The sequence below is a fragment of the Leuconostoc sp. JNUCC 76 genome (assembly GCF_053667755.1).
In genome coordinates this window covers 1,343,754-1,369,757 of the sequence record NZ_CM132206.1, presented here as the reverse complement: position 1 = coordinate 1,369,757, position 26,004 = coordinate 1,343,754, and the positions used below count along the sequence as shown (strand labels likewise).

The window sequence follows — 26,004 nt, the reverse complement described above, 5'->3', positions numbered from 1 at the left end:
AAAAATTCATGCTCACTAAACAGTACAACATCGAAAACGCGTTGTACTGCAGCATGTTGAATTAAATGTAGCGAAAGGTAACACCATAATGAACTCCTAATTATGAATTGAGTTAAATATACTATAGATGAAATATATTGTCAAATAATGTTGGAAGAGATTTTAATGCTGATAGAATTTCAAATTAATCTTCTTAATTTCTAATATATATGATAAACGTATGCTAATTAAGGATTGTCACAATGCTGTACATGCTGTTATTTCAAAACGCTATAAAATGTATAAGTCTGGTAAAATATGGCTATTTGCTGGCCTATCCGCACTTGGTATTTTTGGTTTTGGTCAAATTACTGCTAGCGCGGACACCACATCGACAGCTTCTGTTTATACGACAGACACAACATCAACAGTAGTTGCAGAAGACACTGTTAACGAAAAAGGCGCAAACTTTTCCAATACAGTTGTGGCACCAGAAGCAACAAATGAAAATGATGAAAAAAACCGTTAGTTGAAAAATTTAGTGCAACATGGAATAATAAACAAGTAATTATTAAACATTGTTTTGTCATCATAATAATGGCAGACTACAAGGATGAGAATATGCAAAAAATAAAACTACCAATAACCGATAATATTGCTACCGAACAGGTTAATGAATTTAGAAAGTTTATAACTTCTCCAGCCATTATTCAATTATCTATTGGTGTCATCGTCGGTGGCAGTTTGACTGATTTAATCAAAAGTGTGATTAGTTTTGCCTCTAATTTGTTCTATTATCTGTCTTTACTTTTATTCTCAAAAGCTCACTCGGCCAAAAGTAACTTAGTTTTAGATCCTTTGCGCACTGTTTTTGAAAACTTTCTAACGTTATGTACTATTGCTGCATGTGTTTTTTTCTTTGTTAAATTGGTCAATAAGTTTTTGGTCAAAGAGGCTTCAGAGACTTTGGGTTATAACGCACAACTTGAAGAAACGAAAAAGTTAATTAAGATACAGCATGAAACTAATGAGCTACTCAAGAAATCAGTCAATCTGCAAGAAAAATTATTGAATCAAACTGAAGACAAAAAGGATTGATTTATATCAAGAAAAATGCTTTTTGGCCCATCTGTAAGCGCTTGCAAAAGAAATCAATAAGGGTTATACTGAAATTATAGGTTAGTTTAGTTTCTAAAGACGGTTAGGACTGTAGATGTTTAATATGAGTGAAAGTTGACTGACCCCCAAAACAACTTGCTTGTAGTTTATGTTATCAATTTACAAGTATTGCCACGCGCATGATGTTACAGGACTAGTTTGAGCAAGATGATGATGACGTTTCCCAAAGTGAGAATCTTAGGCAGTTTTCGTCAAAAAAGTTGTTTTTGTTAATCAAAACGATGGTATGCTAACAAATAATTTATTTGAGTAGTGTAGCATGCATGATTATATCAGAAAGGAAGCACTTATGATTAGTAGAATTGTTGTTGCGATAGACGGTAGTGAAGCAGCTCAAAGAGCAGTCGATTTTAGCGTTGAACTGGCAAAGAAGTTTGATGCTAAAATAGATATCGTTAATGTAATTCAGTATCCAACCATCACTTATTACGACTCTGACCAATCTTTTTATGATTCTCTGGTGCAGAGAATGACTAATACAGCATCAGCAAAACTTGATGAGGCAGCGGCTGTTGTCAAAGACGCTGAAATTGCAGTTGATACACATGTCCTACAGGGTGATGCGCGATTTGTTTTGGCTGATCAGGTTCCAGAACAACTCAGTCCTGATTTAATCGTAATGGGAAAAACCGGTACTAATATTGTCATGCGTGTGTTCATGGGTTCAACGGCTCGATATGTTTCAGAACATGCTGAAACCAGTGTTCTGTTAGTGCAATAGATTTGATAAAGATGATTACGCTACTTTTTAGTAGTGTTTTTTTTGTGCAGTCTTGTTTATTATTCTAAATATATTCCAGCAATAATCTAGTATAATGGTTCTTGTGGAGGAAACACACTAAACATGACAGAATTAATACAACATGAGCCAACGCAAGATGTTATCGCGCAAAGTGTTGCGGCTAAAATAACAAATATTACCAAAAAGCAAATTAATGCTACACTAACCTTGCTTAATGAAGGATCAACAGTACCTTTCATCGCCAGATATCGAAAAGAAATGACGGGTGAACTGGATGAAGTACAGATTCGTGATATCCAATCCATTGCAAAAAGGTCAAAAGAGTTAGCAGAACGAAAAAATACAGTTTTAAAATCCATTTTTGAACAAGAAAAATTGACTGATGCTTTGCAAAAGAGTATTCAAGACGTTCAAACGCTTCAGGAACTGGAAGATATATATTTACCATATAAACAAAAACGGCGAACCAAGGCGATGGTTGCACGAGAAAATGGTTTGCAACCACTTGCCGACTGGTTAATGACGCATATTAATAGTAATATTGATGAAATTTTTCCAAATTACGTTAATGAAGCTTTACCAACGATGGTCGATGTGCGTGCAGGAGTGCATGAAATTTTGGCTGAACAAATCGGCGAAAAGGCCAATTATCGCCAGTGGTTACGCTTGAGAATGGCTGTAGATGGGTTGTTGGTTTCTAGTTTAAAGCGTGGTATGGCTGAAAAAGATGAGCAAAAAATTTATGAGCAATATTACGATTTCACTGAAACAATTAAATCACTTCTCAACAATAAATTTCGTATTTTAGCAGTAAATAGAGGTGAGAAAGAGGGCATATTATCTGTGAAAATTGATTTTTCTGAGGCGCGTATGATGCACTTTATTCAAACGAAGGAGTTGAATGGACAAAATCCGACAGGCCAGGGATATGAGATATTACACCATGCCATTGAAGATGCATATAAACGTTTTATTCGTCCAGCAGTCGAAAGAGAAATTAGACAAGAATTAACAATCCAAGCACAAGAGCAAGCCATCAGGGTATTTGGCGACAATCTTTATCATCTTTTGATGCAAGCACCTCTAAAGAATAAAATTGTGATGGGGTTTGATCCAGGATTTCGTACAGGATCAAAATTAGCAATTATTGACAGCAATGGCAAGTTTTTAGCTAAGCAGGTTATCTATCCGCATAAACCAGCTAATGTGCAGAAACGGGCCGAAGCAATCAACATCTTCAAACAGTTGGTATCAGATTACAAGGTAGAGTTGGTAGCAATTGGGAATGGCACAGCGTCTCGTGAATCTGAAGAGTTTGTTGCGGAAAATTTGCCAGCCGGTGTAAAGTATACTATTGTCAACGAAGCGGGCGCTTCCGTATATTCTGCTTCCGAACAGGCGCGGGAAGAATTTCCCGATTTGCATGTGGAAGAGCGTAGTGCGATTTCTATTGGGCGCAGGATTCAGGATCCGTTAGCTGAATTAATCAAGATCGATCCAAAATCCGTTGGTGTTGGCCAATATCAACATGATCTGAATGCAAAAACACTAGATGAACAAGTAGACAATGTTGTCGAGACAGCAGTTAACCAAGTTGGGGTTAATTTAAATACAGCCTCACCTGCGTTATTAGCTCACATTGCTGGCCTGAATAAGAATTTGGCTCAAAATATCGTTAATTATCGAAACGACTTTGGTGAATTTACATCGCGTACACAAATCAAGAAAGTACCACGTTTAGGACCTAAAGCGTATGAGCAGGCTGCTGGATTTTTACGTATTGTGGATGGTAAGAATATATTAGATAACACGGATATTCATCCAGAAAGTTATGCCGCTGCTAAAAGGTTATTGTCATTAGCAAACATCAACCCAGTAAACTTAGCAACAGATGAAGCTAATGCGGTATTGAACCGATTAGATAATGAGCACACAGCTGAGCAATTAGATGTTGGTATACAAACGTTGCATGATATGGTAATGAGCCTACAAAAACCGGGACGAGATGGTCGTTCAGAAATGGTGGGGGCATTGCTAAAATCTGATGTTATGCACATTGAAGATTTGAAGGCAGGTATGAAACTACAAGGTACCGTTCGCAATGTTGTGGATTTTGGTGCATTTGTGGATCTGGGCGTCAAACACGATGGACTTGTGCATATTTCTAGAATGAGTACACGTCGTATTAAACATCCATCTGAAATTGTATCTGTTGGTGATATTGTTGAGGTCTGGATTGTTGATGTTGATGAAAAAAGAAATCGCATTGGATTAACCATGTTGACGCCACAATAACAGACGTTGGTTGTAATAAAAAACCTTACCGCTTAGCAGGTAAGGTTTTTTGTTTTCATTAATCAATTTTTATTTTCATTAATCAACTAGAGGTAAAATATTAACAATGGCGATACGATCACTTTCATCGTTTTTCAAGCGAGTGATAATTTCGTTATAACGATTTTCGGACAAGGGTTCCTTGCGATCAAATGATAATATTTTGTTTTCAATGTGATTACTAGTACTAGGATATTGTTCGATACGGTAAATAATAAGTAGTTTTTTATAAGCAAATGGTTGGACAATCATACCATCTAAACGAGTTTCAACGGTTTCTGTGGCTTGATTAGCTGCATTTTCTTCAATTTGTGATTTTGCTTTTTTAAATAGTGACATTATTTCATCTCCGTATTTTGTTTAAAGTAAGTCGTTAGGGCCGTAGTTAAGTTTTTGGCAATTTTCTTTTGATAGCTGCTTTTACGAATATATTTCAAGTCAGCATTGTTATTGATGAAGCCATTTTCAAGTAAAATTGCAGGTTGACTAGTATTTTTTATTGCTATATAAGCGGCTGTATCAACACCACGGTTATTCAACGGCATATTATTTAATGAGGAGCTAACTACTTCTGCTAGTGTTTTAGAATTTTTGTGATAATAATATTGCGAAATACCAGTTGCTTTGGTACCTTCTGCTGAAGAATCAAAGTGAAAGGATATCTGTGCATCGGCTTTATTTTTTTCGCCAGGAATGGGTATTTCCAAAAGTGGCACAATTTTATCACTGTCTCTTGTCATGATGACACGAGCACCAGTCGATTTTAAGGCCGCCCTAACATGTCTTGCAGTGCGCAAAGTATATGTTTTTTCTTTGTACTTGCCGTTTGACGATAGGGCGCCGGTATCGGAACCGCCGTGACCAGGGTCTAAAACAATAGTGGCCTCACTAATCGGTTTTGCTGTTTTTAAGATGGTTGAATTTGCCACCCAACTGGCCACCCAACCGACTTTTTCATTGTCAGAACGGCGAACTTGCCACCAGCCGTGTTTCTTGTCTATCACAATTAATCGAGTACCATTTTTTAGTGAAGCTAATGATTTGTATTGTCGCCCAGGGCCATTTCGAAACTGAACATTGTTGGGATGGGTAATAATCTCTTCTTTTGAAACGAGTGAAATAATTAATCCTACCACTGTAATTAATATACTGACAGTAATGATGATGCCAATCAAATTACTTAAAAGCCATTTTTTAACCATAATATCCTTGCGTACATTTTCTATTTATATATAGTAGTTTACCATATTTTTATTTTTGAAAACGCTTACTTAATTTTGAATATATGATCGTTATTATCTTAAATTTACTGTATAATATAGTTTTAGAAAAGAAAAGGATTAAAAGAGTAGACGCAGATGTCAAAAATAATGGCAGTAAACGCCGGAAGTTCTTCACTTAAGTTTCAATTGTTAGAAATGCCCGAGGAAACAGTTATTACACAAGGGGTAATCGAACGAATTGGTATGGACGATGCAATCATTACAATTAAGTATGGTGCAGATGTTGAGCCTGTTCGTTTGGTTGGTACTGAAAATGGTACAATTTCATTAACTAAAAGTGGTGATCAGAAATACGAAGCTGAATTACCAATTAAAGATCATCATGAAGCGATTGATCTGATGTTAAAAAAGTTATCAGATTTAGGAATTATTAAAGATTTTCAAGAAATAACAGGTGTCGGCCACCGCGTTGTCGCTGGTGGTGAGTGGTTCAATCATTCAGTTATTGTTGATGATGAGGTGTTATCTAAGATAGATCGCTTATCTGATTACGCACCATTGCATAACCCAGCTAATGCAATGGGAATTCGGGCATTCCAAAAACTGTTGCCACATGCAACTTCTGTTGCAGTGTTTGATACATCATTTCATCAAACAATGCCTGAAAAAAATTATCTATATAGCTTGCCATATGAATACTACGCACGCTACGGTGCTCGTAAATATGGTGCGCATGGAACTTCACACCGCTATGTAACTGAACGAGCAGCAGATAAACTAGGAATACCATTAGATGAGTTCAATGCAATTTCATTTCATTTAGGTGCTGGAGCATCAGTAACGGCAATTAAAAATGGTAAGTCATACGATACGTCAATGGGATTCACACCGCTTGCTGGCTTGACAATGGCGACTCGTTCTGGGGATGTGGATCCATCATTAATTTATTATATTCAAGAACGTGAAGGCCTTTCAAATGAAGAAATGCTTAATGTCTTAAATAAAAAGTCTGGTCTATTAGGTATTTCAACTATTTCAAGTGACATGCGTGATTTGGAAAATGTTCAGGAAACCAATACTCATGCCCAATTGGCATTGGACATGTTCTACGATCGTGTGATTCGTTATGCAGGGCAGTATTTTGCTGAACTAGGTCGTGTGGATGCTATTATTTTTACAGCAGGTATCGGTGAAAACGATGCAGTAACACGTGCTAAAGTATTGAAATCATTGGCATTTGCTGGGGTTGATTTAGATGAAGAAGCAAACAATGTTCGTGGTAAAGAAACAATTATTACAACGTCCGATTCTAAAGTAACTGGGTTATTGATTCCGACAAATGAGGAATTAATGATTGCACGTGATGTGGTAACATTAAAAAACACAAAATAAAAAAAGTTGGCTTACGCCAACTTTTTTTATTTACTCAATTATTTTCAACTGCCCACGAACTTCATCAAGAGAATTATAGCCTTTTTCTGTTAAAATAGCTGTTAACTCTTTTTCCAAACGTTCAAAAACAGATATTCCTTCGATTGCTAATTGTGAACCAACTTCAACTAAGTCAGCGCCACACAAAACGTGTTCATAAACATCACGTCCAGAAGTAACACCACCAGTACCAATCATTTTAATACTTGAGTTTAACCGCTGACGTAATGCTCTAACATTAGCTAGCGCTGTTGCTTTGACAATGGGACCACCGACACCACCAAAACCGCCTTTCGGTTTAATAACAACTGTGTCAGTTTCTTCATCAATCACAAGGCCATTACCAATTGAGTTGATAGCATTGACAAAGGCTAATGGAAATTTATTTAAAATGTTTGCAATATTGTCAAAATGCACAATATCAAAGTAGGGTGGTAACTTAACGCCAAGAGGCTTGGTGAAAAATGAAAATACTTCAGTTAAAATTTCTTCAGTTGTTTCAAAATCATAAGCTGTTTGAGGCTTACCAGGTACATTAGGACAAGATAGATTCAATTCAACAAGCCCATTGAATTCTGATTCTTCTATCTTGTGCAACATATCTAAGTTATCTTGTTTTGATAAACCAGCAACTGAGAAAAAGATCGGCTTGTTTGTTTGTTTTTGGGTAACATAATTCATGTAATAGTCAAAGCCTTCATTTGGTAAACCCATTGAATTAATCGTGCCTAAGCTATTGGTCAATTCATGATATCGAGGTGAGACGTTACCTGGGCGAAGGCTTGGAGTTGCTGATTTCGTCACAACTGATCCCGTATAGTCAGATGCTAGAACACTATCTAATTCGTCGCTAGTCTGGCACACGACACCTGCAGCGTTGAGTAAAATATGGTCGAAGTTAAAACCAGCGATGTTAGCAGTTAAATTCATGAAAATAATCCTTTCTGTTACCTTAAAATGGTTATCTTATTATATCTAAAACTTATTGAGATATAAACCCCCAATAATGGTTATAATAGTATTATGAAACAATTTAGAGTAGACAATTTAAAAAGCACATATGGCGAAAAGGTTCTTTTCAATAATATTTCATTTTTGATTACGGAAGGTGATCGAATTGGGTTAATTGGTGTAAACGGCAGTGGTAAAACCTCTCTTCTGAATGCCATTTCTGGCAAAAAGCCAGCTGATGCTGGAACAATCACGAAGCAAAATGACTATACAATCGGATATCTGGCGCAAGACCCGTATTTGGATGACCATTCCTTATTGATGGATGCAATCTTGTCTGGCGATCAACCAGTATTCCAGACGATACGACAGTATGAATATGCGTTGCGGAAATTCGGAGAGCAACCAACAGATGAAAAAGTTGCCCAAAATTTTGAAAAAGCACAAGATACCATGGACCGAGATGATGCCTGGACAACGGAATCTCAGGTAAAAACAATTCTAACACAGCTACATATGCCAGAGTTGCATAAAAAAGTGAGCGAACTTTCAGGGGGACAACGAAAAAGAGTTGGATTAGCCCAAGTTTTAATTCAAGAGCCAGATTTATTGATATTGGATGAACCTACTAATCATTTAGATTTTGATTCTATTTCTTGGTTAGAAAAGTATTTAGCTGCCTATAAGGGGGCAGTTTTAGTTGTTACTCATGATCGTTATTTTTTGGATGCTGTCACAACAAGAATATTCGAATTATCATTTGGCGATTTGTATGAATATCAAGGTAATTACCAAGATTATATGAGTGGAAAGTCCCAGCGTATCGAGCAGGGAAAGGTCGCTGAACACAAGCAACAGCAGCTATACAAACAAGAGCTAGCATGGATGCGTAAATCCGCTCGTGCCCGAACAACTAAACAAAAAGGGAGAGAGAATGCTTTTGCTGAGCTAGAAGCTAACATGGGCACACTACAGCTCGATGAAGATGTTGCTGTTAATCTTGGACAGCAACGTTTAGGAAAAAAAGTAATTGTTATTGAAGATGCAACTATTCAATTTGACAATAAAAAAATATTTGAAAATTTCAATTTACGAGTTTCCTCAGGTGATCGTATAGGTATTACAGGTGCCAATGGCGCGGGAAAATCTACTTTTTTGAATGCAATAGCTGGGAGAGTGCCATTAACTAGCGGAATCATTGAATTAGGTGAAACTGTAAAGATGGCTTATTATACACAGGTTACTGAAGAGATCCCAGATGATAAGCGTGTGATTGCTTATTTGTCAGACGTTGCAACTACTGTAAAGGACAAAGATGGGAATCAAATTAGTGTCTCGGACTTATTAGAGCAATTTCTATTTCCACCATTTATGCATGGGACATTAATTCGGCAGTTGTCTGGTGGTGAAAAAAGGCGACTGTATTTATTGAAACTGCTACTACAACAACCTAATGTGCTTTTGCTTGATGAGCCGACGAATGATCTTGATATTGGAACATTAACTGTTCTAGAAGATTTCCTGTCTGGTTTTGCTGGGGCCGTAATTACTGTTTCCCATGATCGTTATTTTTTGGATAAAGTTGCTAATCAACTATACATGTTTGAAGGAGATGGTGTTGTCAAACGCTTTGATGGCCTGTTCAGCGACTATCTGGCGATGAACTTAGCGAAATCAGCACCAGCACAAAAAGAAGAAAAAGTAGTTACTGATAAAAAACCGCAAAAAAAGAAGTTAACATACAATGAAAAAAAAGAGTGGCAAACAATTGAAGATGATATAGCTTCAATTGAACAAAGAATCTCTGAAATTCCTGAAGAGATGGCTCAAAATGGTACAAATTATGTCTTGTTAGGCGATTTACAAAAAGAGTTAGATTCGCTAAATGAGGCCTTGGAAGAAAAAATGAATCGCTGGGAATATTTGAGTGAAATTGTGGAGGGCTTGTGATAAATCATAAGCTTTTTATTTTTGGGTTTCGTATTATTTCAAGAGGAAAATAATATGATTTTAAAACAGTTTTTATTAGGTTTACATTTAACTTCAGGCATTGGTCATGCTGGAGAAAAACGAGTGATTGAAGTAATTGATAATCATTTGATATCGGAGAATTATCCTTGGAATATTGAAACTTTACTAGCAGTAGTCAAACCATTACCGCAACATATTGCTAAAATAAAAGCTACATATGCAGTAGCTTGTCAGAAGGCAGTAACAAGTCAGGAAAATTATTTTACTTATTTTGATGACTGTTATCCGATACAACTCAAAGAAATATTTGACCCGCCATTAATTCTTTTTTATGAAGGCAATTTAAACGCACTGAAATTACCTAATTTAGCGGTAGTGGGCACAAGAACTGCAACGCCCTATGGATTAGAGTGTTTACGATTACTATTGCCAAACGTAATAAATAAAGGGACAGCCATTGTTTCAGGACTAGCTAAAGGTATCGATGTAATGGCGCACCAAGTTACATTCGCCAATCAGGGTGTGCCTATAGCAGTTATAGGGACGGGCTTGAACGTTGCTTATCCTGCAAAGAATAAAGTATTACAACAACAAGTTGCACAACATGGCATTGTCTTAAGTGAATATGCACACGATGTTGGGCCACAAAAGCCTCATTTTCCAGCAAGAAACCGTATCATAGCGGGTCTATCATCGGCTACATTGGTCATTGAAGCCAAAATAAAGTCTGGAAGTTTAATAACTGCTAATTATGCGCTGCAAAATAACAGAGAAGTGTTGTCTGTACCAGGGTCTATTTTCTCCGAAAATTCTCAGGGCACTAATGAGTTATTACAATTAGGTGCAAAATTAATTAGTTGTTCAGAAGAAATCATTGAAAGCGTGCAAACCTTTAGCTGATCAATTTAGTTGTTTCCGAACAAATAAAAAACAAGACAATTACTTATCTTGTTTCTTTGCTTGTGAAAGTAAGGCTGACTTAATAGCAGCGACTTTTTCGGCTTTAGTGGCTTGCGTTTGTTGACTAGACTTGTACTTAGCATTAGCCTGTTTCTGTTTAAAGTCAATTTGATATCGTCCCATGTTTTTAAACTCCTTTTGAAGTTCTCATTATACCATAGGTTCAGATTTCCAAAAAATGAATTGGTTAAAACAACCAAAAGTATCGATCAAACCAGTATATTTTACCCCTCACTGTGTGCGGCTAAAAATTTTTGAATGGCGACTAAAGCTAAATCATACCTTCCAGCTTGACAATGCTGTTCACCACCAGTTTCTTTAGTGAAAATTTTAGTTTCAAGTGATTTTGCGTTTGTTAATTCTTGTTGTTCTAGTACCAAGTCATTAAAAGGTACATATTGATCTTCCTTTCCGGCGAGTAATAATACATTTTGATTCACTAAATGTCCGATTCCTTTCACTGTATGCTTTTCAATTTCTTTTAGCAGTGAGTAAGGGGTGTCAGTACCAGTATTTTCATAACCTTTTGTAAAGAGAAAATTTAAGTTGGCATCAGAATTAATTAAAGTAGGAATTAATTGATTTGTTTTTTCAACATCGTTATTTTGTAGTAATTGACGAATATGATCTCGTGTGTCTTTTGAAAAATCTTTCAAAAAAGTATTTAATCCGTCATAAAAGAAATCATAACAAACAACGTTCTTGATTCGCTTTTCGTAGGCAGCAGCACGAATAACGAAATAACCGCCCCATGAAACACCCATCGCATCAACTTCGTCTAAATTAAAATAATCAATGATTGCACTGACAGGATCTTCAAAATATGGTGTGAACTTGATGTTATTATCAATTAAGGCTCGTCCTTGACCTGGACCGTCAAATAAAATCACATTATAATCGGTTCCCTTAAAGAAATTGACTGCAACTAATATTTCCTCCATAAAGCTATCAAAACCGTTGATGATAATCAAAGTTTTAGTGGCTGTAGGATTTATATTGACCTTTATGGCAGGCAAAAATGTTTTTTGATAGGGTACTTGATAACTTTCATAATCAATTTCCGTATGTGCACGGTAAAAATTATTTAAGTATCGATGAACAACTGTCTGCTTATTTTCGTCATCTTGGTTTAAGTAAAACTGGGCAAGTCCAAAATAAGCGCAAGCGAGAGCATATTTTTCTTCTTTTTCGCGTAATTCGCCGAACGAGAACCAAGTTTCGTACCAAGCAGTATCATTGGTTAATTTAGGTATGATTATTTTTAAATCATCTTTCACTTTTGAACTTTCTTTGATTCCTTCAAGTTGACGATTTATTTGCAAATTCCATTGTGGGTTATTTTTGATATATTCATAAAACATATTAGTACCTCTTTCTTTATTTGTTAAACTCATTATAATTAATAAAATAAGGTCAAACAATTATCAGTTGATGTTAATAATGTCCATAAATGGACGATATGATTTGACCTGTCTAGTTATGGACAGAAAAGGATTATTTGTATGGCGGATATTAGAAAAATAAAGACGAAAAAAAACATTGAGATGGCCTTTGTCACCTTACTGAATGAACAAAATTTCAAATCAATAACCGTGGAAGAAATTTGCAAGCAAGCTATGACGAGCCGATCAACATTTTATCTGCATTATTTAGATAAATATGATCTTTTAAATCAGCTTGTCGAAACACAGTTTTCAGTCTTTGAAAAAATTGTAGATAAAAGGGTTGAAGGGTTGATTTCTGGGCAATTTGAAGAAACGATTACACATTTCTACAATGAATTAGTCAACAACAAACAGATTATTCAAGCTTTATTTACAATCAATGAACCGGAATTTAATTTAAAACAAAAATTTGAGGATACATTGTATCAGCATTGGCTGAAGTATCTCAGTGAAAAATCTTCTTTGAAGTATAATGAATTGATTGCAAAATTTGGCGCTAGTATTGTTTTTGACACGCTTAACTGGACATTTGAAAATGGCATTGATGATGAAACACTGTTATTTGTGGAAAACATCAGAAAAAAAATACTTGAGATGTCTACATCTTTAAAGGAAATTCATGACGAATCATAGCAAAGAGCTATGATTTTTTAGTTATGAGAAACTTCATATAATATTGTTATTTATTATTGTATTTTATCGATAGTAAGAGTAGAATAAGATTTAGGTTATGCAAGCGCTTACATAATAACCTGACAAAGGGGTTTCATAGTAACAAATGAAACAACATTCCGTTTATGAAAGATAGGAGAAAAGAATGAACTATCTTATTTTGGTTAGCCACGGCCAGTTCTCGGAGGGGCTCAAGGACGCTCTGGGATTGTTTGTTGGTGATGGTATTAAAACTGTGAAAGCAATAGGTCTCCAATCAGGTGAAGATACAGATCATTTTGAAAATCGTTTCAAATCTTTATTATCAACACTTGAACAAAATTCAGAATTGCTTATTCTGGGGGACATCATCGGCGGTAGTCCACTGACTACCGTTGTAAACGTGTTGAATCAAGAAAATAGATTAGAAAGTACAATTGTTCTTGGCGGGATGAATTTTCCAATGGCACTGAATGCTGCTATCTTGAAAGACAGTGCCAGTAAAGACGACCTAATTAGCAGTGTATTGCGTGAAGGCGCCTCTGCGTTGAAACAATTTGAGCTCAATGATGATCCAGAGGACGATGAGGAGATTTGAAAGGACGAAGTAATTATGAGTATTTCATTTGTACGTATTGATGATAGAATTATTCACGGACAGACTGTGACCCGCTGGGCTAAAGAATATCCTTGTGATGGCTTGATAGCAGTTAATGATGCAGCAGCCACAAATCCTATTCTAAAGGATGCATTCAAAAGTGCCTCAGAAAAGAAAACGTTTGTTTGGACACTAGACCACTTCCAAGAAAAAGCACAACAAGTTTTGGATTCCGATCGACAATATTTTCTAATTACGAAAACGCCACAGGATATGAAAAAAATTTTGGTTGATTTTGGGTTCAATCCTGATGATGTGAAAACGGTGATTGTTGGTCCAGCTAACGATCGGCCCGATGCAGTGAAATTAGGAAATAATCAGTCAATTACATTTGATGAAGCTAGATCATTTGATGATATTCAAGCGAAAGGGTACCAAGTTAAGTTTCAATTGTTGCCAGATGTATCAATTGGTTATTGGGATGCCTTTAGAGGAAAATTTAATCTGTAGTCTAACATAAAAAGAGGTTAGAGATATGACAATTAGTTGGATGCAAGCAAGTATTTTAGGTATTTTTGCAAGTTTGTCTTCCATGCCAGGTATGGCAGGATCCACAATTGGAAATTACACACTGGGGCGTCCGTTAGTGGGTGGCTTAGTCTGTGGATTGGTTTTGGGAGATCTTAAAACAGGCATTGCTGCTGGTGTCGCGATGCAGTTAGTCTATATCGCATTGGTTACTCCTGGAGGAACTGTTTCGGCGGATCTTCGAGCGGTCTCTTACATCGGTATACCATTAGCAATGGTTGCTATTCATGCTCAAGGATTAGTAGCAACATCAGGAAATGCTGCTGATTTAGCTAAATCAATGGGTACATTGGTTGGAACTGTTGGAACGGTGTTGTTCTACGGAACCGCAACTATGAACTTGGTCTGGCAACACATTGGATGGCGAGCTGTTGAAAAAGGGCAATTTAAGAAATTGTATGTTGTGGATTGGGGACTTCCATGGATCTCACACTTTTTCTTCTCTTTTATTCCAACGCTATTCATGACACATTTTGGGTCTAGTGCTGTTACTGCATTAAAGACAGCATTACCAATGGATGGTATTCCAATGAAAACCTTGTTCACAGTTGGTGCCTTACTCCCCTGTGTAGGTATCGCAATTTTGTTGAAGCAAATAGTAGATAGTCCACTTGATTTCATTCCGTTTTTCGTAGGCTTTACATTTGCTGCTTCTCTAGGTTTGAACTTGGTCTCAGTGACAGTTGTTTCATTAATTTTTGCCATGATCTCATACAAGTTAGACATGGCAATCAGCACCAATCGACAAGTTGCATCTCCGGGAGCAAATACTGATGTGACCACCGATGATGAGGAAGACGAGGATATTTAAAATGGATAACTTAGAAAAAAAGAAAATTTCTCGTAAGACTTTAAACAAGTCGTTTCATTACTGGTTTTATGGTCATCTTACAGCTTTCTCTCAAGAACACATGCAGACATTTGGTTATTTGACTTCAATGTTACCTATTGTGGAAGAATTGTATGACAACAAGGAAAATCAAGAAAAGGCAATGAAAACCTACACGGCTTTTTTCAATACAGAGCCACAGTTAGGTACTGTTATAGTCGGTGTTACGGCTAGTTTGGAAGAGGCAAGAGCCAATCATGGCAATGTTGATGATACAACAATCAATGGTCTACGAGCCGGTCTAATGGGCCCAATTGCAGGAATTGGTGACTCACTAGTTGTCGGTACATTGATCCCAGTTATTCTTGGAATTGCTTTGGGGATGTCCGACGGTGGATCACCGCTTGGTGCAATATTTTATATTATTGTCTGGAATTTACTTGGATACTTTGGTATGCGTTTTGCGTACTTTAAAGGTTATGAATTAGGAGATAAGGCGGTAGGAATTTTAGTTGGCGCTCAAGGGAAAGCAATTCGTAAAGCGATTGCAACTGTCGGCGGTATGGTTGTCGGTGGTGTCGCTGCCACTTGGGTGACCGTAAAAACGTCTTTTAAATTAACTAACTCGTCTGGAAAAGCGTACTTAGTTTTGCAAGACAAATTGGACTCGGTGTATCCAGGGTTATTGACCGCTTTGTTTATTGTATTTTGTTGGTGGTTAATGGCTAAGAAAAACATTTCACCTATTAGGGTTATGCTCATTTTGGTGGTTGTTGCCTTGATTGGTGTGTTAGTTGGATTCTTCAATCCTGGACTGAGTTATTAAGGAATAGAGAAGGTATTTATTATGGCGAAGAGCATACAAAATTTGAACAAGGGATATCAAAATGAAATTTCTTATCAACAGGAAATGATTAAAAATCTTCAACATTGGCAATCCTTTTTCTCAATGATTGTTGGTCTAAGCATTCTTCTTACTTATTTCTTTGTCCATCGAAGTGTTTGGTTATTTGGTACAGGTTTGGTTTTAGTCACAATCAATATTTTAATTGTTTTCATCATTGGTTATGCCATTTATAGAGGACAACAAAATGTTAATGTGATTGTTGAACGATATGATGAACTAATCAAAGCTGAATAAACCTTTTTAGTTGTACATTCTATTATGAAATAGAATATTACTTTAAAATAACGTTTTAATGATTGATATGATAGTATTTCTACTCTTATAGTAGGATGCTTTTTTTTTGACCAAAATAAGCGTCAAATAATTTCATGATTTTTGTTGAAAGTATATTGTACCAGAAAAAGAGTAGTAAAAGTAACTCATATTTGATTGGAGAGAGCAATTATGAAATTAGGTGATTTTTTGATCCAGAAAAGATTGGCTAAAAGGATGGGACAAAACGAAGCAGCCGATTTAATGAAAATTGATAGAAGCCGTTTATCCAGAATCGAACGAGGAACAGTCAAAATATACGGGGACGAAATTTCTAAAGTAGCCAGAGTCTTGGATATTTCCGAAATTGAATTGTTGAGGATTATTAATGAGTATCGAGACGGATGTGACTGATTGGGGGAAAGAATATGCAAAGAATTAGCCTAAACCAAGTTCAGACCAGTGAACAATTTTTCATGGTTCCAAAAGCTCTATTTGTTGCTGAACCTTATCAACAGATGAAAATTGAATCCAAAATGGCTTATAGCATTTTGAAAGAACGTTTCAAATTATCTATCAAACATAAATGGATTGATGAATCTGGCAACGTGTATTTATATTATCCAAACGACAAACTGGCTAAAATGTTGGGCGTTGGAAAAGACAAAGTTATTCGAATTAAAAAGGAACTACAACAGTACGGACTTTTAGAAGAAGAACGACAAGGATTTAACAAGCCCAATCGTATTTATGTTGGCAACTTAGAAATTAAAGATGTCACAGAAAAGACAGACAATGCCAGTAGTACCAAGGTATTCGCAAAATGCGACTTCCGGAAGTCTCAAAATGCGAATACCGGAAGTCGTAAAACGAGACTTCAAGAAGTCGCAAATTACGACACTAGTAATACTGAGTTAAGTAAGACTGAGTTGATTAATACTGAAACAGATTCTTTGGATGAGGATGAAACAAATAATATTAAGAGTTCAAATAATTCTCAACAACCTTTGGTGGCTATCGGGAAAACAATTCAGAACAATCCAGCCTTGAGGGTAGTAGTCCAAACATTGATTCCTGATTTACTGCTGAATGAACCTGAGCAAGCACAAGTAGTTGTTACTGCACTTGATCGGGGTTATAAATTTTTAACAAGTGAGCTTGAAAAAAATAATTCTGTTTTGGCACTACAAAAGCAGTTGCAAGGTTATGACAGTATCAAATTATTTTTGTTAAAGATTGGTGGTAAGCAATTGGAGTATATGCGAGACCACTTAGTTGATATTAGCCAGTACGGTAATTATTTTTCTAAGGGGCTTGAAAATCGTCTGAAAGTAGCTGTTACGACTAGTCAATCAGTATCAGGGTTTTAACGTTAAGTTGAGAGAGGAGAGAAAAAATGGCAAACCAATACAACATTTTCATCGCGGTAGACTTTTTCAATGCTGATATTCTTTTTGTGGCTAACTCGTCAGGAGAACTAAGCCGACAAGTGATTAAAGCAATTGAAAACCATGAATTACAAAGTGAAGGTGCAGTGAGATTGTACCGTACTTCTTATCAATCATTTAAGATGATTCAAAGATTAATGAGAAATTATCGTTTACCGTTTTATCAAGTAGCTAAGCCACGGGAGTATCAACATGACGAAATCAAATACGCTTAAAAAGAAAGCTCAAAAGAGGATGGCTGGCAAAAAATACTACGTTATTAGAGTTCAGAAAGTATGTGGTGATCATATTGATTTGGACAAAAAATTGGTTTCCTATTGGCATGGTGAAGGGAGCATGAGAATCAAAGGAAAGCTATTTACCGACTCAGCAGGCAACCATTATGTTGGTTGTACAATCGTCAAAGATTTAACAAGTAAACAGATTCAATGTGATACGGAAGTATTTATTTTGTCAACGGTTATGCGTGATTATTTAGCGACACAAGCTGAGCCAATTTTGAAAATATTAAGACAAAAGAGGAACAATTATTATGCAAAGTAACCATCACGTAGGACGTTTAGTTCGTGACGTAAACTTCACTGTAAGAGGTGAAAAAGAAACCAAAATTGCCTACTTCAAATTAGCCATTAATGATTTAAAGGATGGCAAAGCCACTTATATTGATTATGTTGCTTTTAACAAAACAGCAGAGAGGGGTAGGACAATGACTGCAATAATTACAATAGCTGATAAGTTTAGAACTATCTTTCAAAGATTTAGTCGCTTTGGTACTTGGTTTTTGGAACATCAACGGCGCAATTTAATTGCCATATTTAGCCTATTTATTCTGATAGCTTTCGGAACAACTGTGCTGGTTAGTATCACACCTCGACCTTCAAATTTGCCAAGTACGGAATTAAATACACCTGTTTCATTTGGCAATTTGAACAAAACTGCTAGTCTGACAGAAAGTGTTTTTAATAAAAATAATGGTGTTTTGGAACTGCACTATACAATTTCTGACGGATCAGTTTCTGACCAAGATTTAGTCGATATTAGCAGAATTAAATTTACTGCTATGACTGATCATGGTGGCAATCAGGTCACAGGTCGTGTCGTACCAACTTCAAATAATACACTCGTGGTTCAATTTAAAAACTTGAGTCATAACTTCAATGCTGTAACACTAACAGCTCATGATAAAAGCATCAACACGGCGACAGTCGAAGCACCAAGTAGCGTTGTTGCTGACAGTTCAAGTGCAAAGAAAACGGCTGCAAATAGTAATACAGCCAGCGGTAAAGTCATCATCAATCGTGACAAAGTTTCTAAGTCAAATAGTCTAACATTTGCCACTCAAAGAGAACTCGAAGTTAGTGAAAGTGAAGCTAAAATAGCAGCACAACAAAAACTCATTTCGAAGAATACGAACGCCATTGTTGAATACCAAAAAGCAATTGATCAACAACAGGCTTCAATCAAAAAGTACCAAAAAATACTCGCACAATCTGATGACTCCGATACCCAAACGAGCATTAATAATGCGCGTGATGCTATTACTCAAATACGGACACAAGTTAGTGACGCGCAAAATAATATCCAACGTGCCAAGACAAATATTAGTCAATATCAAAAGACAAAAAAGCAAGTTGAAGATGGCAAGTCGTTGTTGCCAAAACCAACTGATTTGTAAAAGTACAATCATGAAAAAAGCTCACAAATGGGCTATTTTTTATCCGATTTGAGTGTAAAGAAATAGTGAAACAGGCGTAAAGAAACGCCTTTACACCCCAAAGGTTTGGAAATCCTTTGAAAGGCCCGCACGGCGGGATAAATCCGATTAGGATTTCCTTTCCCCTTAACCTGTTCCCAGTTCACTAAATAATTTTATGGAGGTTGTATGGCAGGGATAACTAAAACAGTCAGAAACATTGATAATCATGCACTGGAAATTATTGAAGAGCATGCATTGAAAGAAGACGTAACAGCTAATCAATTAATTCGAGAACTAATTGAAGCCTATGCACAACGATTGGAAAGGATGGATGCTTCACAAAAATTGGATGCGGATATTGATGAGCTGATTGATGCGAACAATAATTTGATTCAAGCCCATAATGACAACACGCTTGTCTTTGGTGAGTTAGCTAAAAAGATTATTTCACGTTTAGATTTTTATTTACCACCATTGGCAGATGATATTGAGCAAATACAAAACAACGCTCGCCCTCAGGAAAAAAATTTGCCAAAGCCGATTAACTTTGATGAGTTTGACTAAACAAAAGGAGTGCAGATGAAAAATTATAAACGTGGTCGATTTGCGAGAAGAATTTTATTAGTTATTGTCATCTTGATAGGTGTTGGTTATTTAAATCGTGTGTCGATTTTACAAAAAATAGTCGCAATAGGTTCTCACTCACAACTGATTAATATTGATAAACAAAATAGCTCACCGACACAAAATGATGAGCTAGCTAATTTGAAATATACTGGTCAAACCGTTGTCGAGGTCAATCATAATCAACCAACTTTTAATCAAAATGATTTGCAAATTAAACAGGGCGGTTGGCAAAAACTTTCGTCACTCGATTGGTTGGGGAGACCACAGGTTGCTAATTCATTGCTTAACCAAAAATTGATGCCACCCTCTCAAAAGTATCAAGCGCGTGAACGATTAACAATTAAAACGCCGGGATACCATGCCATTAAAACTGGGACGAATAACACAGAATGGCTCTACAACCGTAGTCATTTGATTGGGTATCAATTTACTGGTCTAAACAACGAAGCCAAAAATCTAATCACAGGCACGCGACAATTGAATGCGGATAGCCGTGTCAATGCAAAAAGTATGGTGACTTATGAAACTGAAATTGCCGATTACTTGCATCAGTCAATGAATAACTATGTTCGTTATCAAGTCACACCCATGTACAAAAATGTTGAGTTAGTCCCTCGTGGTGTTCACATGATGGCACAGTCAAATGATGGGACTTTAAAATTTAATGTCTACGTTTTCAATGTTAAGGATGGGTGGAAAATAAATTATTTAAACGGTTCGGCCGAGAAAGAAGCTAATGATGCAAAATAAAAAAATATCTGACGATAGAAGAAAAATAAAACTATTGATCATTATACAAAGTACTATTGGTAGTTTTGTGTTGATACTGCTCTATGCTTGTTTTTTTAAAAAGTTTAATATTCCAAATGGTATCTTAGTGATGCCTTTCGTTCTCATTATTCATCTAGGTATGGATGCGATTTATGGTATCAAGGTTTGGCGCATTCAAGACAATTTAATTAAACCAAATGCTAGTAGGCGACTCATTGTCATCACTTTACTCGAGCTACTCCTTATAGTTGGACAATACCGTTATTTATTTTGAAAGGAAGAACATCAATTATGAAAGACACTGTCGAAATCAGAGCACAGCACATGAAAACATTGTTGAAGCGTAAGAACTATTTACTCAAGGCCTATGATACCTATTTACCCGAAGATATTCCGCTTGACGTGAAATCAGAATTAGATTTTATTGACAAAGTGATTCAAGAAATGGATGTTGATGAACAGGTATTTAATATACAATCCAAAGCAATCAATATCAGAAATTCACGTGAAGAAGAATGGTATTTTCAGCAGATGAGTCATTGGGTGCAACATCATCCAGCTGCTTTAAATGGACAACTTTCAAAAGGTGGTATCTACAAATTTGCCTTGCACTTTTTCGTAGAAAACGTTGCATTAAATCCCAGTAATGCAAACTTGAATTATAGTGATCTTGCCCAGAAGGTTAATCACACTGGCCCGTCTAAGGCGGACAAAAAACGGGACACACAGCTCAGCAATATCGAGACGTTACTCGGCTTTCTGTTAACCATGCAACAGCGGCAATTAGAATACATACCAGAAGGGATTAATTTAGATAATGGGTTTGTCAAATACGCCATTAATCCAATCAATCCGACAGAATTTCAACAATTTGGCGCACCAACAGAACTCAATCCAAACAATGAATTGGCACAATCCTATGAAAAATATAAAAAAATTCGTAGTCGGGACAAGCAGCTGATCAAAAAATATCATCAAGCAGGAGGGCAAATAGATGACGATTAAGAACAAAACACAAAGAGAAGTTCAACTTGCAAAGTATATACAGCAGCTTGATGAATTTAATTGGCATCATCCAGAGCAAGCTAATGAGATGGCGGATAGTCAATATGAACGGGAAAAAACAAATTACTATACAGCTCAGATGGCTTTGATCTTAAAAAATAATTATCAAATGTCGTATAACAATATTGACTATATCTTACAGATATCAGTTAAACATGGCTTTGATTTAATTAAAAAATATAAACAAGATTTTTCATCTCTAGAAGAAATTCAGGAGGCACTTGAGAATGGTGAAGACTGGTAAATTAGGCGCATTTACAATGGGCGAAAAGAAGACAGCTATGGTGAATCTGCCGGCCCATTTTGTCACGGCAAATGTCGCTAACGAGAATGGTTGGCAGTATAGCGAGTTAGTTGATTACTCTCTTAAAGACCAAAATGGCAAGGTTAAAACTAGTGAGGCCAATAACGGCACAATAGAGGATGTGATAACGTTGTCAGAACAATTTGAAGGTAGTCGTAAACAGGGCTATGCAACACGTTCAACCGCAGTTACTGAAAATCAACCAGTATTTAGTCATGACAAGCTAAACTATGATAACCATGATATCTCTTGTTTAAAAAAAAGACTGGATGAAGCACAACAAAATGGCAACAATATCTATGAGTTGGCCTTTTCTATCAGAGGGGATTGGTTAGTTAAAAATAAACTCTATGACCCAGAAACAGGGATATTAGATCAAAACAAATTAAAACGTGCAGAGCAAGTCGTTGCCAAAAAGTTAATTAACCAGGGGTTTAGTTTGCCCTTAGGAGAGACCCCAGAAGATGTGGCATGGTTTGGTGTTATTCATCAAGATACGGACCACTTAAATATGCATCTATGGTTTGCCAAAATCAGTCCTGAAACTCGCCCTGAAATGTTAAAACAAACCGGGCCATATAAAGGACAGCAAGTTGGTGTCATACCATTAAAAAACATTGAGAAGGCTAAACGACAATTTCGAAATCAGTTAATGTCTGAATCAGAAGTTAATAGGCGATAAGAAATATTGAAAGGTGTAGCTTCATGTAAAGATGAAATTATTGCCAGTACAGATCAACATTTCGTTAGTGACCAATATACGAAACAAATCAAACAGATTTATCAGGCTTTACCACAAGATTTGCATGGCAAATGGCAAGTTGGTAATACGAATTTGACCAGTGGTAGAGGTAGGATGGCTAAAGCTAATCTGTTAACTAGTGATTTAATCGATAAAGTCTTGCAAAATAATGAAGAAAATACTTACAGTAAATTTATCTCGTTAGCCAAAATATACGATGATTTTAATATCGAAGATCAAGGTGTGATGAGGAAAGGACAACGTAAATGGTCTGAAAATAAAGAGGCAGAACTTAAAAAACGCTTAGCTAATCAATTGTATCGGCATTTGAATGTCATAGATGAACCAGAGACGATTGATCAGCAGTTGGCATCAATATTTGATCGAATAAAGTCACAAAAGCCTCATAAAGATAAAAATAGCTCTAAATGGTCCTCTGAGAATTTAAAAGGTACTGAGAAGCAAGTCTATTCAATGAATAATCAAGCTGTCTTAAATAGTAAATCAGAGCCTCAAATTTTTAAAAATAATCGCTCAATTAATAAAATCAGTAGAATTTGGCAACAAGAAGTACGCGCTGAGTTACCTGCTGAGCGACGCTTTATGGACAATCAACGTAAAGAGATCGTGGAACGACAGCAAGCAGAATATGAAAATCATGTCTCAAGAGGAAGATAGAGGATTATTCCATGACAATCAATGACTATTTAACAATATATGTGAATGATAAAAGCGATCAATATCATCACTTACCAGCACCATCTGTAGCACAAAAAATAACTAGTATTTTAGCAGGACGTTTTTCACCTAAGACGTTTGACAAAAATCGAAAAGAAATGTTAGCTGATAAGTTTGAAGTCACTGATGCAGGATTGGAAAAGTTGTTGGAAGTGATATCAATCGACAATGAATTATTTGATAAAATTAGATGATTCAAGTATCTGAAAAAAATAATTACGTTTTGGTGGGAAATAACCAAAAATATGATAAGATCACTAACAAATGAAATTTCAAATGGTTCAGCTCATGCAAGGAAGTTTCTATTTTCGCTGTACCAGAATACGTATGTTTGTATAATTGCTCTTTGCGGGGGTGAATTTTAGTTCAGCTGTTGGAGTTCATTATGTATGAAGCTATGTTATCTGCATCTCCAAACATGGCAGCTTTATTTACACCAATTCTATCAAGCTCCGCAAGAATTTTGGTTTTCGAAATACCTTCAATGAGCAACTTTTTTTTAAAATTAGCTTGACAATTTAATAATTGCCTTGGTGTATGCTCAGTCATTTCGTCGGTGTCAGGACTGACCAAGTTAAAGGCATGTTTATCAAAAGTCGTTTGTACAAAAAAAGCACTTTGTTGACTTAATCCCCTTTTAAACGTCATTACAGGACGATAGAGCATGTTTGGCAGAAAACTCAAAGTCGAAATCGGTAGTTTAAATGAACCTGCCATGTTTAAAAGAGTACTTCTATCATTTATGAAAGCAATCAAACTTTCCAAAGCAATCATGTATTCTTTTACCTCGATGTCAAAGACTTTGTATTGTTCATTATAATACCCGTAGCGCTTTTCTCTAAAGGGGTGAACATAATCAATGGATGATCGATTTTTTGAATGATTAGATGGAAGAATTAATTTTGCCAGCTCCTCATTTGATAAACTAATCTGAACTGCAAAATTTTTGATTACATCAATTAATGAACGAAGATTGTTTAATTTGTTCACAAAAGGGCTAGTATCTTCAGAAATGCCACGCGCCAGAGAATTCCTATGGTATCCGCCCATGATAAATTTATTACGATATTGTTCAATACATTTTCCAAATAGATTTAGCTCGTCATGTTCAATTTTTTTAAATGCTGATTGAGAATTTAAAGCCAGATCAAAGTCATCCTTCATAGTTATTTTATTTTGTATTTGCTCTGTTAATAATTCAAGATGCTTTATCAATTCGCTTTCCAAATCAAAATTTGGATAAGTTTCAAAAATATCTGTTGCATCAATATAGTCATCAAAAATAAAAATGTTTCCATCGGAGTTATCTTTTGTAGATTGACAAGCAAAGTAAAGGGCAACTAAAGGATTTGAAGTTACGTCCAGAAGCTTTGTTGCCAAACCACTATGTTGAGCAAACGGAATAAGTTGTTTTGAGTTATTTAATAAATTTGTTTCTCGTATCTTTCTATTGAACAAGTCCATTCTTTTCTGATACTTATCATAGTTAGAACCAGTACGGTTTGCTGTTGCTACACATGCTGTCGAATTGAAGTCCTTACTTTCTCCCCGATAAAAATATTCTTGTGGCAGGTCGCTAACAGTATTTAAATATTCTGATAGATTCTTTATTTTGTCCATTAATTATTGCCTTTTCGGATTTCATATAAATACAATCATATAACTTTAAACTACAAAATAATAGATGATGTCATCATAAAATTTATTTAGTTTTTTTTAATGCAACTAAAGATACCAATATTTTTGTTCATTTTTAATAAAGGTTATGCCACATGACAACAGGTTCAATTTCATTACAAAAAAAATGTTCTTACACTGAGAAATGAACTATTTTTATTTAGCCGGTAAAATGATAATATTGGTATGTTTTTTGTCAATTTGTTATTCACAAGATTTTAAAGATTCACCGGTTAAACTTTACCAAGCAAAAGTTCACCAAAATCATTACCAGAGTAATTTTGGCCGTCAAATGATTTTATTATTATTCGGGTCAAACAAGCTATACTGGTTATGATTAATGGTAAGTCAAAGACATTACAGGATGTCAAACAATTAGAGAAGTATCTCGCTATTTTGGAAGAAGGAAATGAAATGTTAAAACGAGCGGTCATCGTACCAACAAAAAAATTTGTGATGTGAGATTACTTGCAATCATCCAATTTTTAGTACAAGTCTAGACACTTGTGCGTATTTTAATTACAATTAAAAACCAATCCAGTACCTAATTATATCAGGAGCCATCAGTATCCAGTAGACAAGAATTATGTCAGTAAGCGCTCAAACCTTTTTAGCGTTCCATATTTCGCGATTATTAAATTTTAAAGCGTGAAAATATTTGTTTGAAAAGTATATAGCAATAATTAACTGAAGGGCAAGAAGACATTATCTTGTGTGTCAACTTTTATAAGCAAAACCACATTTCAATTGTGTTTGGTAACTGAAAAAAATAGTTTATTCCATTGAATTCTGAGCAGAAAAAACGCATGTTAATTATTTAAAAAACTCATATTTTCATTTAACAATTGTGTCTTTGGTAGTATAATTGCTGGTATTGAAAGAGGTTTAATTATTTT

33 protein-coding genes are annotated in these 26,004 nt (G+C 35.8%); 27 read left to right on the top strand and 6 right to left on the bottom strand.

What is annotated here, in order from left to right:
• Window positions 1–220 precede the first annotated feature (220 nt).
• The 4 genes from JNUCC76_RS06930 to JNUCC76_RS06915 all read left to right on the top strand — a co-directional run bounded on the left by JNUCC76_RS06930 (window position 221) and on the right by JNUCC76_RS06915 (window position 4,195).
• Window positions 221–508, top strand: a complete 288-nt coding sequence (locus JNUCC76_RS06930; protein WP_454153726.1) for a KxYKxGKxW signal peptide domain-containing protein — start codon at window positions 221–223, stop codon at window positions 506–508.
• A 92-nt stretch (window positions 509–600) separates the two neighbouring features.
• Window positions 601–1,077: an MscL family protein gene (locus JNUCC76_RS06925; RefSeq protein ID WP_454153724.1), complete on the top strand. Its 477-nt coding sequence runs from the start codon at window positions 601–603 to the stop codon at window positions 1,075–1,077.
• 370 nt (window positions 1,078–1,447) lie between these two features.
• Window positions 1,448–1,879 carry a universal stress protein gene (locus JNUCC76_RS06920; protein ID WP_010290893.1) on the top strand — a complete coding sequence of 144 codons (432 nt, stop codon included), beginning with the start codon at window positions 1,448–1,450 and terminating at the stop codon, window positions 1,877–1,879.
• A 123-nt stretch (window positions 1,880–2,002) separates the two neighbouring features.
• Entirely contained in the window at window positions 2,003–4,195 is a 2,193-nt protein-coding gene (locus JNUCC76_RS06915) for a Tex family protein (RefSeq protein ID WP_454153721.1), read from the top strand.
• A gap of 78 nt (window positions 4,196–4,273) precedes the next feature.
• Here the strand turns inward: JNUCC76_RS06915 and JNUCC76_RS06910 are convergent, their stop codons facing one another.
• Both JNUCC76_RS06910 and JNUCC76_RS06905 read right to left on the bottom strand, forming a co-directional pair.
• Window positions 4,274–4,573: a hypothetical protein gene (locus JNUCC76_RS06910; RefSeq protein WP_454153719.1), complete on the bottom strand. Its 300-nt coding sequence runs from the start codon at window positions 4,571–4,573 to the stop codon at window positions 4,274–4,276.
• Entirely contained in the window at window positions 4,573–5,436 is an 864-nt protein-coding gene (locus JNUCC76_RS06905) for an N-acetylmuramoyl-L-alanine amidase family protein (RefSeq protein ID WP_454153717.1), read from the bottom strand. Before JNUCC76_RS06905 ends, JNUCC76_RS06910 begins: the two co-directional genes overlap by 1 nt.
• Before the next feature lie 156 nt (window positions 5,437–5,592).
• On the opposite strand from JNUCC76_RS06905, the gene JNUCC76_RS06900 reads away from it, so the two are divergent.
• The gene (locus JNUCC76_RS06900; protein WP_454153715.1) at window positions 5,593–6,849 is read left to right on the top strand and encodes an acetate/propionate family kinase; all 1,257 of its coding nucleotides are present in this window, start codon (window positions 5,593–5,595) and stop codon (window positions 6,847–6,849) included.
• A 30-nt stretch (window positions 6,850–6,879) separates the two neighbouring features.
• Here JNUCC76_RS06900 and JNUCC76_RS06895 read toward each other — a convergent pair whose 3' ends face one another.
• Window positions 6,880–7,818, bottom strand: coding sequence for a dihydroorotate oxidase (locus JNUCC76_RS06895; protein WP_454153713.1), 939 nt, complete (start codon window positions 7,816–7,818; stop codon window positions 6,880–6,882).
• Between the two features lie 93 nt (window positions 7,819–7,911).
• Between JNUCC76_RS06895 and JNUCC76_RS06890 the strand changes: the two genes are divergently transcribed.
• Window positions 7,912–9,789 (top strand): ABC-F family ATP-binding cassette domain-containing protein, encoded by a 1,878-nt coding sequence (locus JNUCC76_RS06890; RefSeq protein ID WP_454153711.1) that lies wholly within the window; start codon window positions 7,912–7,914, stop codon window positions 9,787–9,789.
• Window positions 9,790–9,843: 54 nt separating this feature from the next.
• The gene (dprA, locus tag JNUCC76_RS06885; protein WP_454153709.1) at window positions 9,844–10,710 is read left to right on the top strand and encodes a DNA-processing protein DprA; all 867 of its coding nucleotides are present in this window, start codon (window positions 9,844–9,846) and stop codon (window positions 10,708–10,710) included.
• A gap of 39 nt (window positions 10,711–10,749) precedes the next feature.
• Here the strand turns inward: dprA and JNUCC76_RS06880 are convergent, their stop codons facing one another.
• Together JNUCC76_RS06880 and JNUCC76_RS06875 are read right to left on the bottom strand one after the other, a co-directional pair.
• A complete protein-coding gene (locus tag JNUCC76_RS06880; protein ID WP_011679995.1) occupies window positions 10,750–10,893 on the bottom strand; it encodes a hypothetical protein in 144 nt (47 codons plus the stop codon).
• A 101-nt stretch (window positions 10,894–10,994) separates the two neighbouring features.
• On the bottom strand, window positions 10,995–12,131 hold the full coding sequence (locus tag JNUCC76_RS06875; RefSeq protein WP_454153707.1) for an alpha/beta fold hydrolase: 1,137 nt from the start codon (window positions 12,129–12,131) through the stop codon (window positions 10,995–10,997).
• 141 nt (window positions 12,132–12,272) lie between these two features.
• On the opposite strand from JNUCC76_RS06875, the gene JNUCC76_RS06870 reads away from it, so the two are divergent.
• The 19 genes from JNUCC76_RS06870 (at window position 12,273) to JNUCC76_RS06780 (ending at window position 23,625) form a co-directional block, all read left to right on the top strand.
• Window positions 12,273–12,848: a TetR/AcrR family transcriptional regulator gene (locus JNUCC76_RS06870; RefSeq protein WP_454153705.1), complete on the top strand. Its 576-nt coding sequence runs from the start codon at window positions 12,273–12,275 to the stop codon at window positions 12,846–12,848.
• A gap of 184 nt (window positions 12,849–13,032) precedes the next feature.
• Window positions 13,033–13,464 (top strand): PTS sugar transporter subunit IIA, encoded by a 432-nt coding sequence (locus JNUCC76_RS06865; RefSeq protein WP_454153703.1) that lies wholly within the window; start codon window positions 13,033–13,035, stop codon window positions 13,462–13,464.
• Window positions 13,465–13,479: 15 nt separating this feature from the next.
• Window positions 13,480–13,974: a PTS sugar transporter subunit IIB gene (locus JNUCC76_RS06860; protein WP_454153701.1), complete on the top strand. Its 495-nt coding sequence runs from the start codon at window positions 13,480–13,482 to the stop codon at window positions 13,972–13,974.
• Window positions 13,975–13,999: 25 nt separating this feature from the next.
• Window positions 14,000–14,863, top strand: coding sequence for a PTS mannose/fructose/sorbose/N-acetylgalactosamine transporter subunit IIC (locus JNUCC76_RS06855; RefSeq protein WP_454153699.1), 864 nt, complete (start codon window positions 14,000–14,002; stop codon window positions 14,861–14,863).
• Between the two features lies 1 nt (window position 14,864).
• Window positions 14,865–15,707: a PTS system mannose/fructose/sorbose family transporter subunit IID gene (locus JNUCC76_RS06850; RefSeq protein WP_454153697.1), complete on the top strand. Its 843-nt coding sequence runs from the start codon at window positions 14,865–14,867 to the stop codon at window positions 15,705–15,707.
• Between the two features lie 21 nt (window positions 15,708–15,728).
• Window positions 15,729–16,022 (top strand): PTS sugar transporter, encoded by a 294-nt coding sequence (locus JNUCC76_RS06845; RefSeq protein ID WP_454153695.1) that lies wholly within the window; start codon window positions 15,729–15,731, stop codon window positions 16,020–16,022.
• A 210-nt stretch (window positions 16,023–16,232) separates the two neighbouring features.
• Window positions 16,233–16,454, top strand: coding sequence for a helix-turn-helix domain-containing protein (locus JNUCC76_RS06840; RefSeq protein WP_223321768.1), 222 nt, complete (start codon window positions 16,233–16,235; stop codon window positions 16,452–16,454).
• Between the two features lie 14 nt (window positions 16,455–16,468).
• Complete coding sequence (locus JNUCC76_RS06835; protein WP_454153692.1) at window positions 16,469–17,410, top strand: replication initiator protein A; 942 nt, start codon at window positions 16,469–16,471, stop codon at window positions 17,408–17,410.
• Between the two features lie 26 nt (window positions 17,411–17,436).
• The gene (locus JNUCC76_RS06830; RefSeq protein WP_454153690.1) at window positions 17,437–17,703 is read left to right on the top strand and encodes a hypothetical protein; all 267 of its coding nucleotides are present in this window, start codon (window positions 17,437–17,439) and stop codon (window positions 17,701–17,703) included.
• Window positions 17,681–18,031, top strand: coding sequence for a hypothetical protein (locus tag JNUCC76_RS06825; protein ID WP_454153688.1), 351 nt, complete (start codon window positions 17,681–17,683; stop codon window positions 18,029–18,031). Before JNUCC76_RS06830 ends, JNUCC76_RS06825 begins: the two co-directional genes overlap by 23 nt.
• Before the next feature lie 163 nt (window positions 18,032–18,194).
• Window positions 18,195–19,163 (top strand): hypothetical protein, encoded by a 969-nt coding sequence (locus tag JNUCC76_RS06820; RefSeq protein WP_454156546.1) that lies wholly within the window; start codon window positions 18,195–18,197, stop codon window positions 19,161–19,163.
• 207 nt (window positions 19,164–19,370) lie between these two features.
• Entirely contained in the window at window positions 19,371–19,748 is a 378-nt protein-coding gene (locus JNUCC76_RS06815; protein ID WP_454153686.1) for a hypothetical protein, read from the top strand.
• A 15-nt stretch (window positions 19,749–19,763) separates the two neighbouring features.
• Window positions 19,764–20,561: a DNA/RNA non-specific endonuclease gene (locus tag JNUCC76_RS06810; protein WP_454153684.1), complete on the top strand. Its 798-nt coding sequence runs from the start codon at window positions 19,764–19,766 to the stop codon at window positions 20,559–20,561.
• Window positions 20,548–20,856 (top strand): hypothetical protein, encoded by a 309-nt coding sequence (locus tag JNUCC76_RS06805; RefSeq protein WP_454153682.1) that lies wholly within the window; start codon window positions 20,548–20,550, stop codon window positions 20,854–20,856. Before JNUCC76_RS06810 ends, JNUCC76_RS06805 begins: the two co-directional genes overlap by 14 nt.
• A 17-nt stretch (window positions 20,857–20,873) precedes the next feature.
• Window positions 20,874–21,587 carry a hypothetical protein gene (locus JNUCC76_RS06800; RefSeq protein ID WP_454153680.1) on the top strand — a complete coding sequence of 238 codons (714 nt, stop codon included), beginning with the start codon at window positions 20,874–20,876 and terminating at the stop codon, window positions 21,585–21,587.
• Window positions 21,577–21,891 carry a hypothetical protein gene (locus JNUCC76_RS06795; protein ID WP_454153678.1) on the top strand — a complete coding sequence of 105 codons (315 nt, stop codon included), beginning with the start codon at window positions 21,577–21,579 and terminating at the stop codon, window positions 21,889–21,891. Before JNUCC76_RS06800 ends, JNUCC76_RS06795 begins: the two co-directional genes overlap by 11 nt.
• Window positions 21,875–22,633, top strand: a complete 759-nt coding sequence (gene mobL / locus JNUCC76_RS06790) for a relaxase MobL (RefSeq protein ID WP_454153676.1) — start codon at window positions 21,875–21,877, stop codon at window positions 22,631–22,633. The genes JNUCC76_RS06795 and mobL overlap by 17 nt, the downstream gene beginning before the upstream one ends.
• A 6-nt stretch (window positions 22,634–22,639) precedes the next feature.
• On the top strand, window positions 22,640–23,371 hold the full coding sequence (locus JNUCC76_RS06785; protein ID WP_454153674.1) for a hypothetical protein: 732 nt from the start codon (window positions 22,640–22,642) through the stop codon (window positions 23,369–23,371).
• A gap of 11 nt (window positions 23,372–23,382) precedes the next feature.
• Complete coding sequence (locus JNUCC76_RS06780) at window positions 23,383–23,625, top strand: hypothetical protein (protein ID WP_454153672.1); 243 nt, start codon at window positions 23,383–23,385, stop codon at window positions 23,623–23,625.
• A 172-nt stretch (window positions 23,626–23,797) separates the two neighbouring features.
• Here the strand turns inward: JNUCC76_RS06780 and JNUCC76_RS06775 are convergent, their stop codons facing one another.
• Window positions 23,798–25,051 (bottom strand): FRG domain-containing protein, encoded by a 1,254-nt coding sequence (locus tag JNUCC76_RS06775; RefSeq protein WP_454153670.1) that lies wholly within the window; start codon window positions 25,049–25,051, stop codon window positions 23,798–23,800.
• A gap of 390 nt (window positions 25,052–25,441) precedes the next feature.
• Between JNUCC76_RS06775 and JNUCC76_RS06770 the strand changes: the two genes are divergently transcribed.
• Window positions 25,442–25,570: a hypothetical protein gene (locus JNUCC76_RS06770; protein WP_454153668.1), complete on the top strand. Its 129-nt coding sequence runs from the start codon at window positions 25,442–25,444 to the stop codon at window positions 25,568–25,570.
• Window positions 25,571–26,004 lie beyond the last annotated feature (434 nt).

Bases quoted from the DNA above. Each gene is read 5' to 3' on its own strand.
- JNUCC76_RS06930 (WP_454153726.1), top strand. From the start codon at position 221: ATGCTAATTAAGGATTGTCACAATGCTGTACATGCTGTTATTTCAAAA.
- JNUCC76_RS06925 (WP_454153724.1), top strand. From the start codon at position 601: ATGCAAAAAATAAAACTACCAATAACCGATAATATTGCTACCGAACAG.
- JNUCC76_RS06920 (WP_010290893.1), top strand. From the start codon at position 1,448: ATGATTAGTAGAATTGTTGTTGCGATAGACGGTAGTGAAGCAGCTCAA.
- JNUCC76_RS06915 (WP_454153721.1), top strand. From the start codon at position 2,003: ATGACAGAATTAATACAACATGAGCCAACGCAAGATGTTATCGCGCAA.
- JNUCC76_RS06910 (WP_454153719.1), bottom strand. From the start codon at position 4,573: ATGTCACTATTTAAAAAAGCAAAATCACAAATTGAAGAAAATGCAGCT.
- JNUCC76_RS06905 (WP_454153717.1), bottom strand. From the start codon at position 5,436: ATGGTTAAAAAATGGCTTTTAAGTAATTTGATTGGCATCATCATTACT.
- JNUCC76_RS06900 (WP_454153715.1), top strand. From the start codon at position 5,593: ATGTCAAAAATAATGGCAGTAAACGCCGGAAGTTCTTCACTTAAGTTT.
- JNUCC76_RS06895 (WP_454153713.1), bottom strand. From the start codon at position 7,818: ATGAATTTAACTGCTAACATCGCTGGTTTTAACTTCGACCATATTTTA.
- JNUCC76_RS06890 (WP_454153711.1), top strand. From the start codon at position 7,912: ATGAAACAATTTAGAGTAGACAATTTAAAAAGCACATATGGCGAAAAG.
- dprA (WP_454153709.1), top strand. From the start codon at position 9,844: ATGATTTTAAAACAGTTTTTATTAGGTTTACATTTAACTTCAGGCATT.
- JNUCC76_RS06880 (WP_011679995.1), bottom strand. From the start codon at position 10,893: ATGGGACGATATCAAATTGACTTTAAACAGAAACAGGCTAATGCTAAG.
- JNUCC76_RS06875 (WP_454153707.1), bottom strand. From the start codon at position 12,131: ATGTTTTATGAATATATCAAAAATAACCCACAATGGAATTTGCAAATA.
- JNUCC76_RS06870 (WP_454153705.1), top strand. From the start codon at position 12,273: ATGGCGGATATTAGAAAAATAAAGACGAAAAAAAACATTGAGATGGCC.
- JNUCC76_RS06865 (WP_454153703.1), top strand. From the start codon at position 13,033: ATGAACTATCTTATTTTGGTTAGCCACGGCCAGTTCTCGGAGGGGCTC.
- JNUCC76_RS06860 (WP_454153701.1), top strand. From the start codon at position 13,480: ATGAGTATTTCATTTGTACGTATTGATGATAGAATTATTCACGGACAG.
- JNUCC76_RS06855 (WP_454153699.1), top strand. From the start codon at position 14,000: ATGACAATTAGTTGGATGCAAGCAAGTATTTTAGGTATTTTTGCAAGT.
- JNUCC76_RS06850 (WP_454153697.1), top strand. From the start codon at position 14,865: ATGGATAACTTAGAAAAAAAGAAAATTTCTCGTAAGACTTTAAACAAG.
- JNUCC76_RS06845 (WP_454153695.1), top strand. From the start codon at position 15,729: ATGGCGAAGAGCATACAAAATTTGAACAAGGGATATCAAAATGAAATT.
- JNUCC76_RS06840 (WP_223321768.1), top strand. From the start codon at position 16,233: ATGAAATTAGGTGATTTTTTGATCCAGAAAAGATTGGCTAAAAGGATG.
- JNUCC76_RS06835 (WP_454153692.1), top strand. From the start codon at position 16,469: ATGCAAAGAATTAGCCTAAACCAAGTTCAGACCAGTGAACAATTTTTC.
- JNUCC76_RS06830 (WP_454153690.1), top strand. From the start codon at position 17,437: ATGGCAAACCAATACAACATTTTCATCGCGGTAGACTTTTTCAATGCT.
- JNUCC76_RS06825 (WP_454153688.1), top strand. From the start codon at position 17,681: ATGACGAAATCAAATACGCTTAAAAAGAAAGCTCAAAAGAGGATGGCT.
- JNUCC76_RS06820 (WP_454156546.1), top strand. From the start codon at position 18,195: ATGACTGCAATAATTACAATAGCTGATAAGTTTAGAACTATCTTTCAA.
- JNUCC76_RS06815 (WP_454153686.1), top strand. From the start codon at position 19,371: ATGGCAGGGATAACTAAAACAGTCAGAAACATTGATAATCATGCACTG.
- JNUCC76_RS06810 (WP_454153684.1), top strand. From the start codon at position 19,764: ATGAAAAATTATAAACGTGGTCGATTTGCGAGAAGAATTTTATTAGTT.
- JNUCC76_RS06805 (WP_454153682.1), top strand. From the start codon at position 20,548: ATGATGCAAAATAAAAAAATATCTGACGATAGAAGAAAAATAAAACTA.
- JNUCC76_RS06800 (WP_454153680.1), top strand. From the start codon at position 20,874: ATGAAAGACACTGTCGAAATCAGAGCACAGCACATGAAAACATTGTTG.
- JNUCC76_RS06795 (WP_454153678.1), top strand. From the start codon at position 21,577: ATGACGATTAAGAACAAAACACAAAGAGAAGTTCAACTTGCAAAGTAT.
- mobL (WP_454153676.1), top strand. From the start codon at position 21,875: ATGGTGAAGACTGGTAAATTAGGCGCATTTACAATGGGCGAAAAGAAG.
- JNUCC76_RS06780 (WP_454153672.1), top strand. From the start codon at position 23,383: ATGACAATCAATGACTATTTAACAATATATGTGAATGATAAAAGCGAT.
- JNUCC76_RS06775 (WP_454153670.1), bottom strand. From the start codon at position 25,051: ATGGACAAAATAAAGAATCTATCAGAATATTTAAATACTGTTAGCGAC.
- JNUCC76_RS06770 (WP_454153668.1), top strand. From the start codon at position 25,442: ATGATTAATGGTAAGTCAAAGACATTACAGGATGTCAAACAATTAGAG.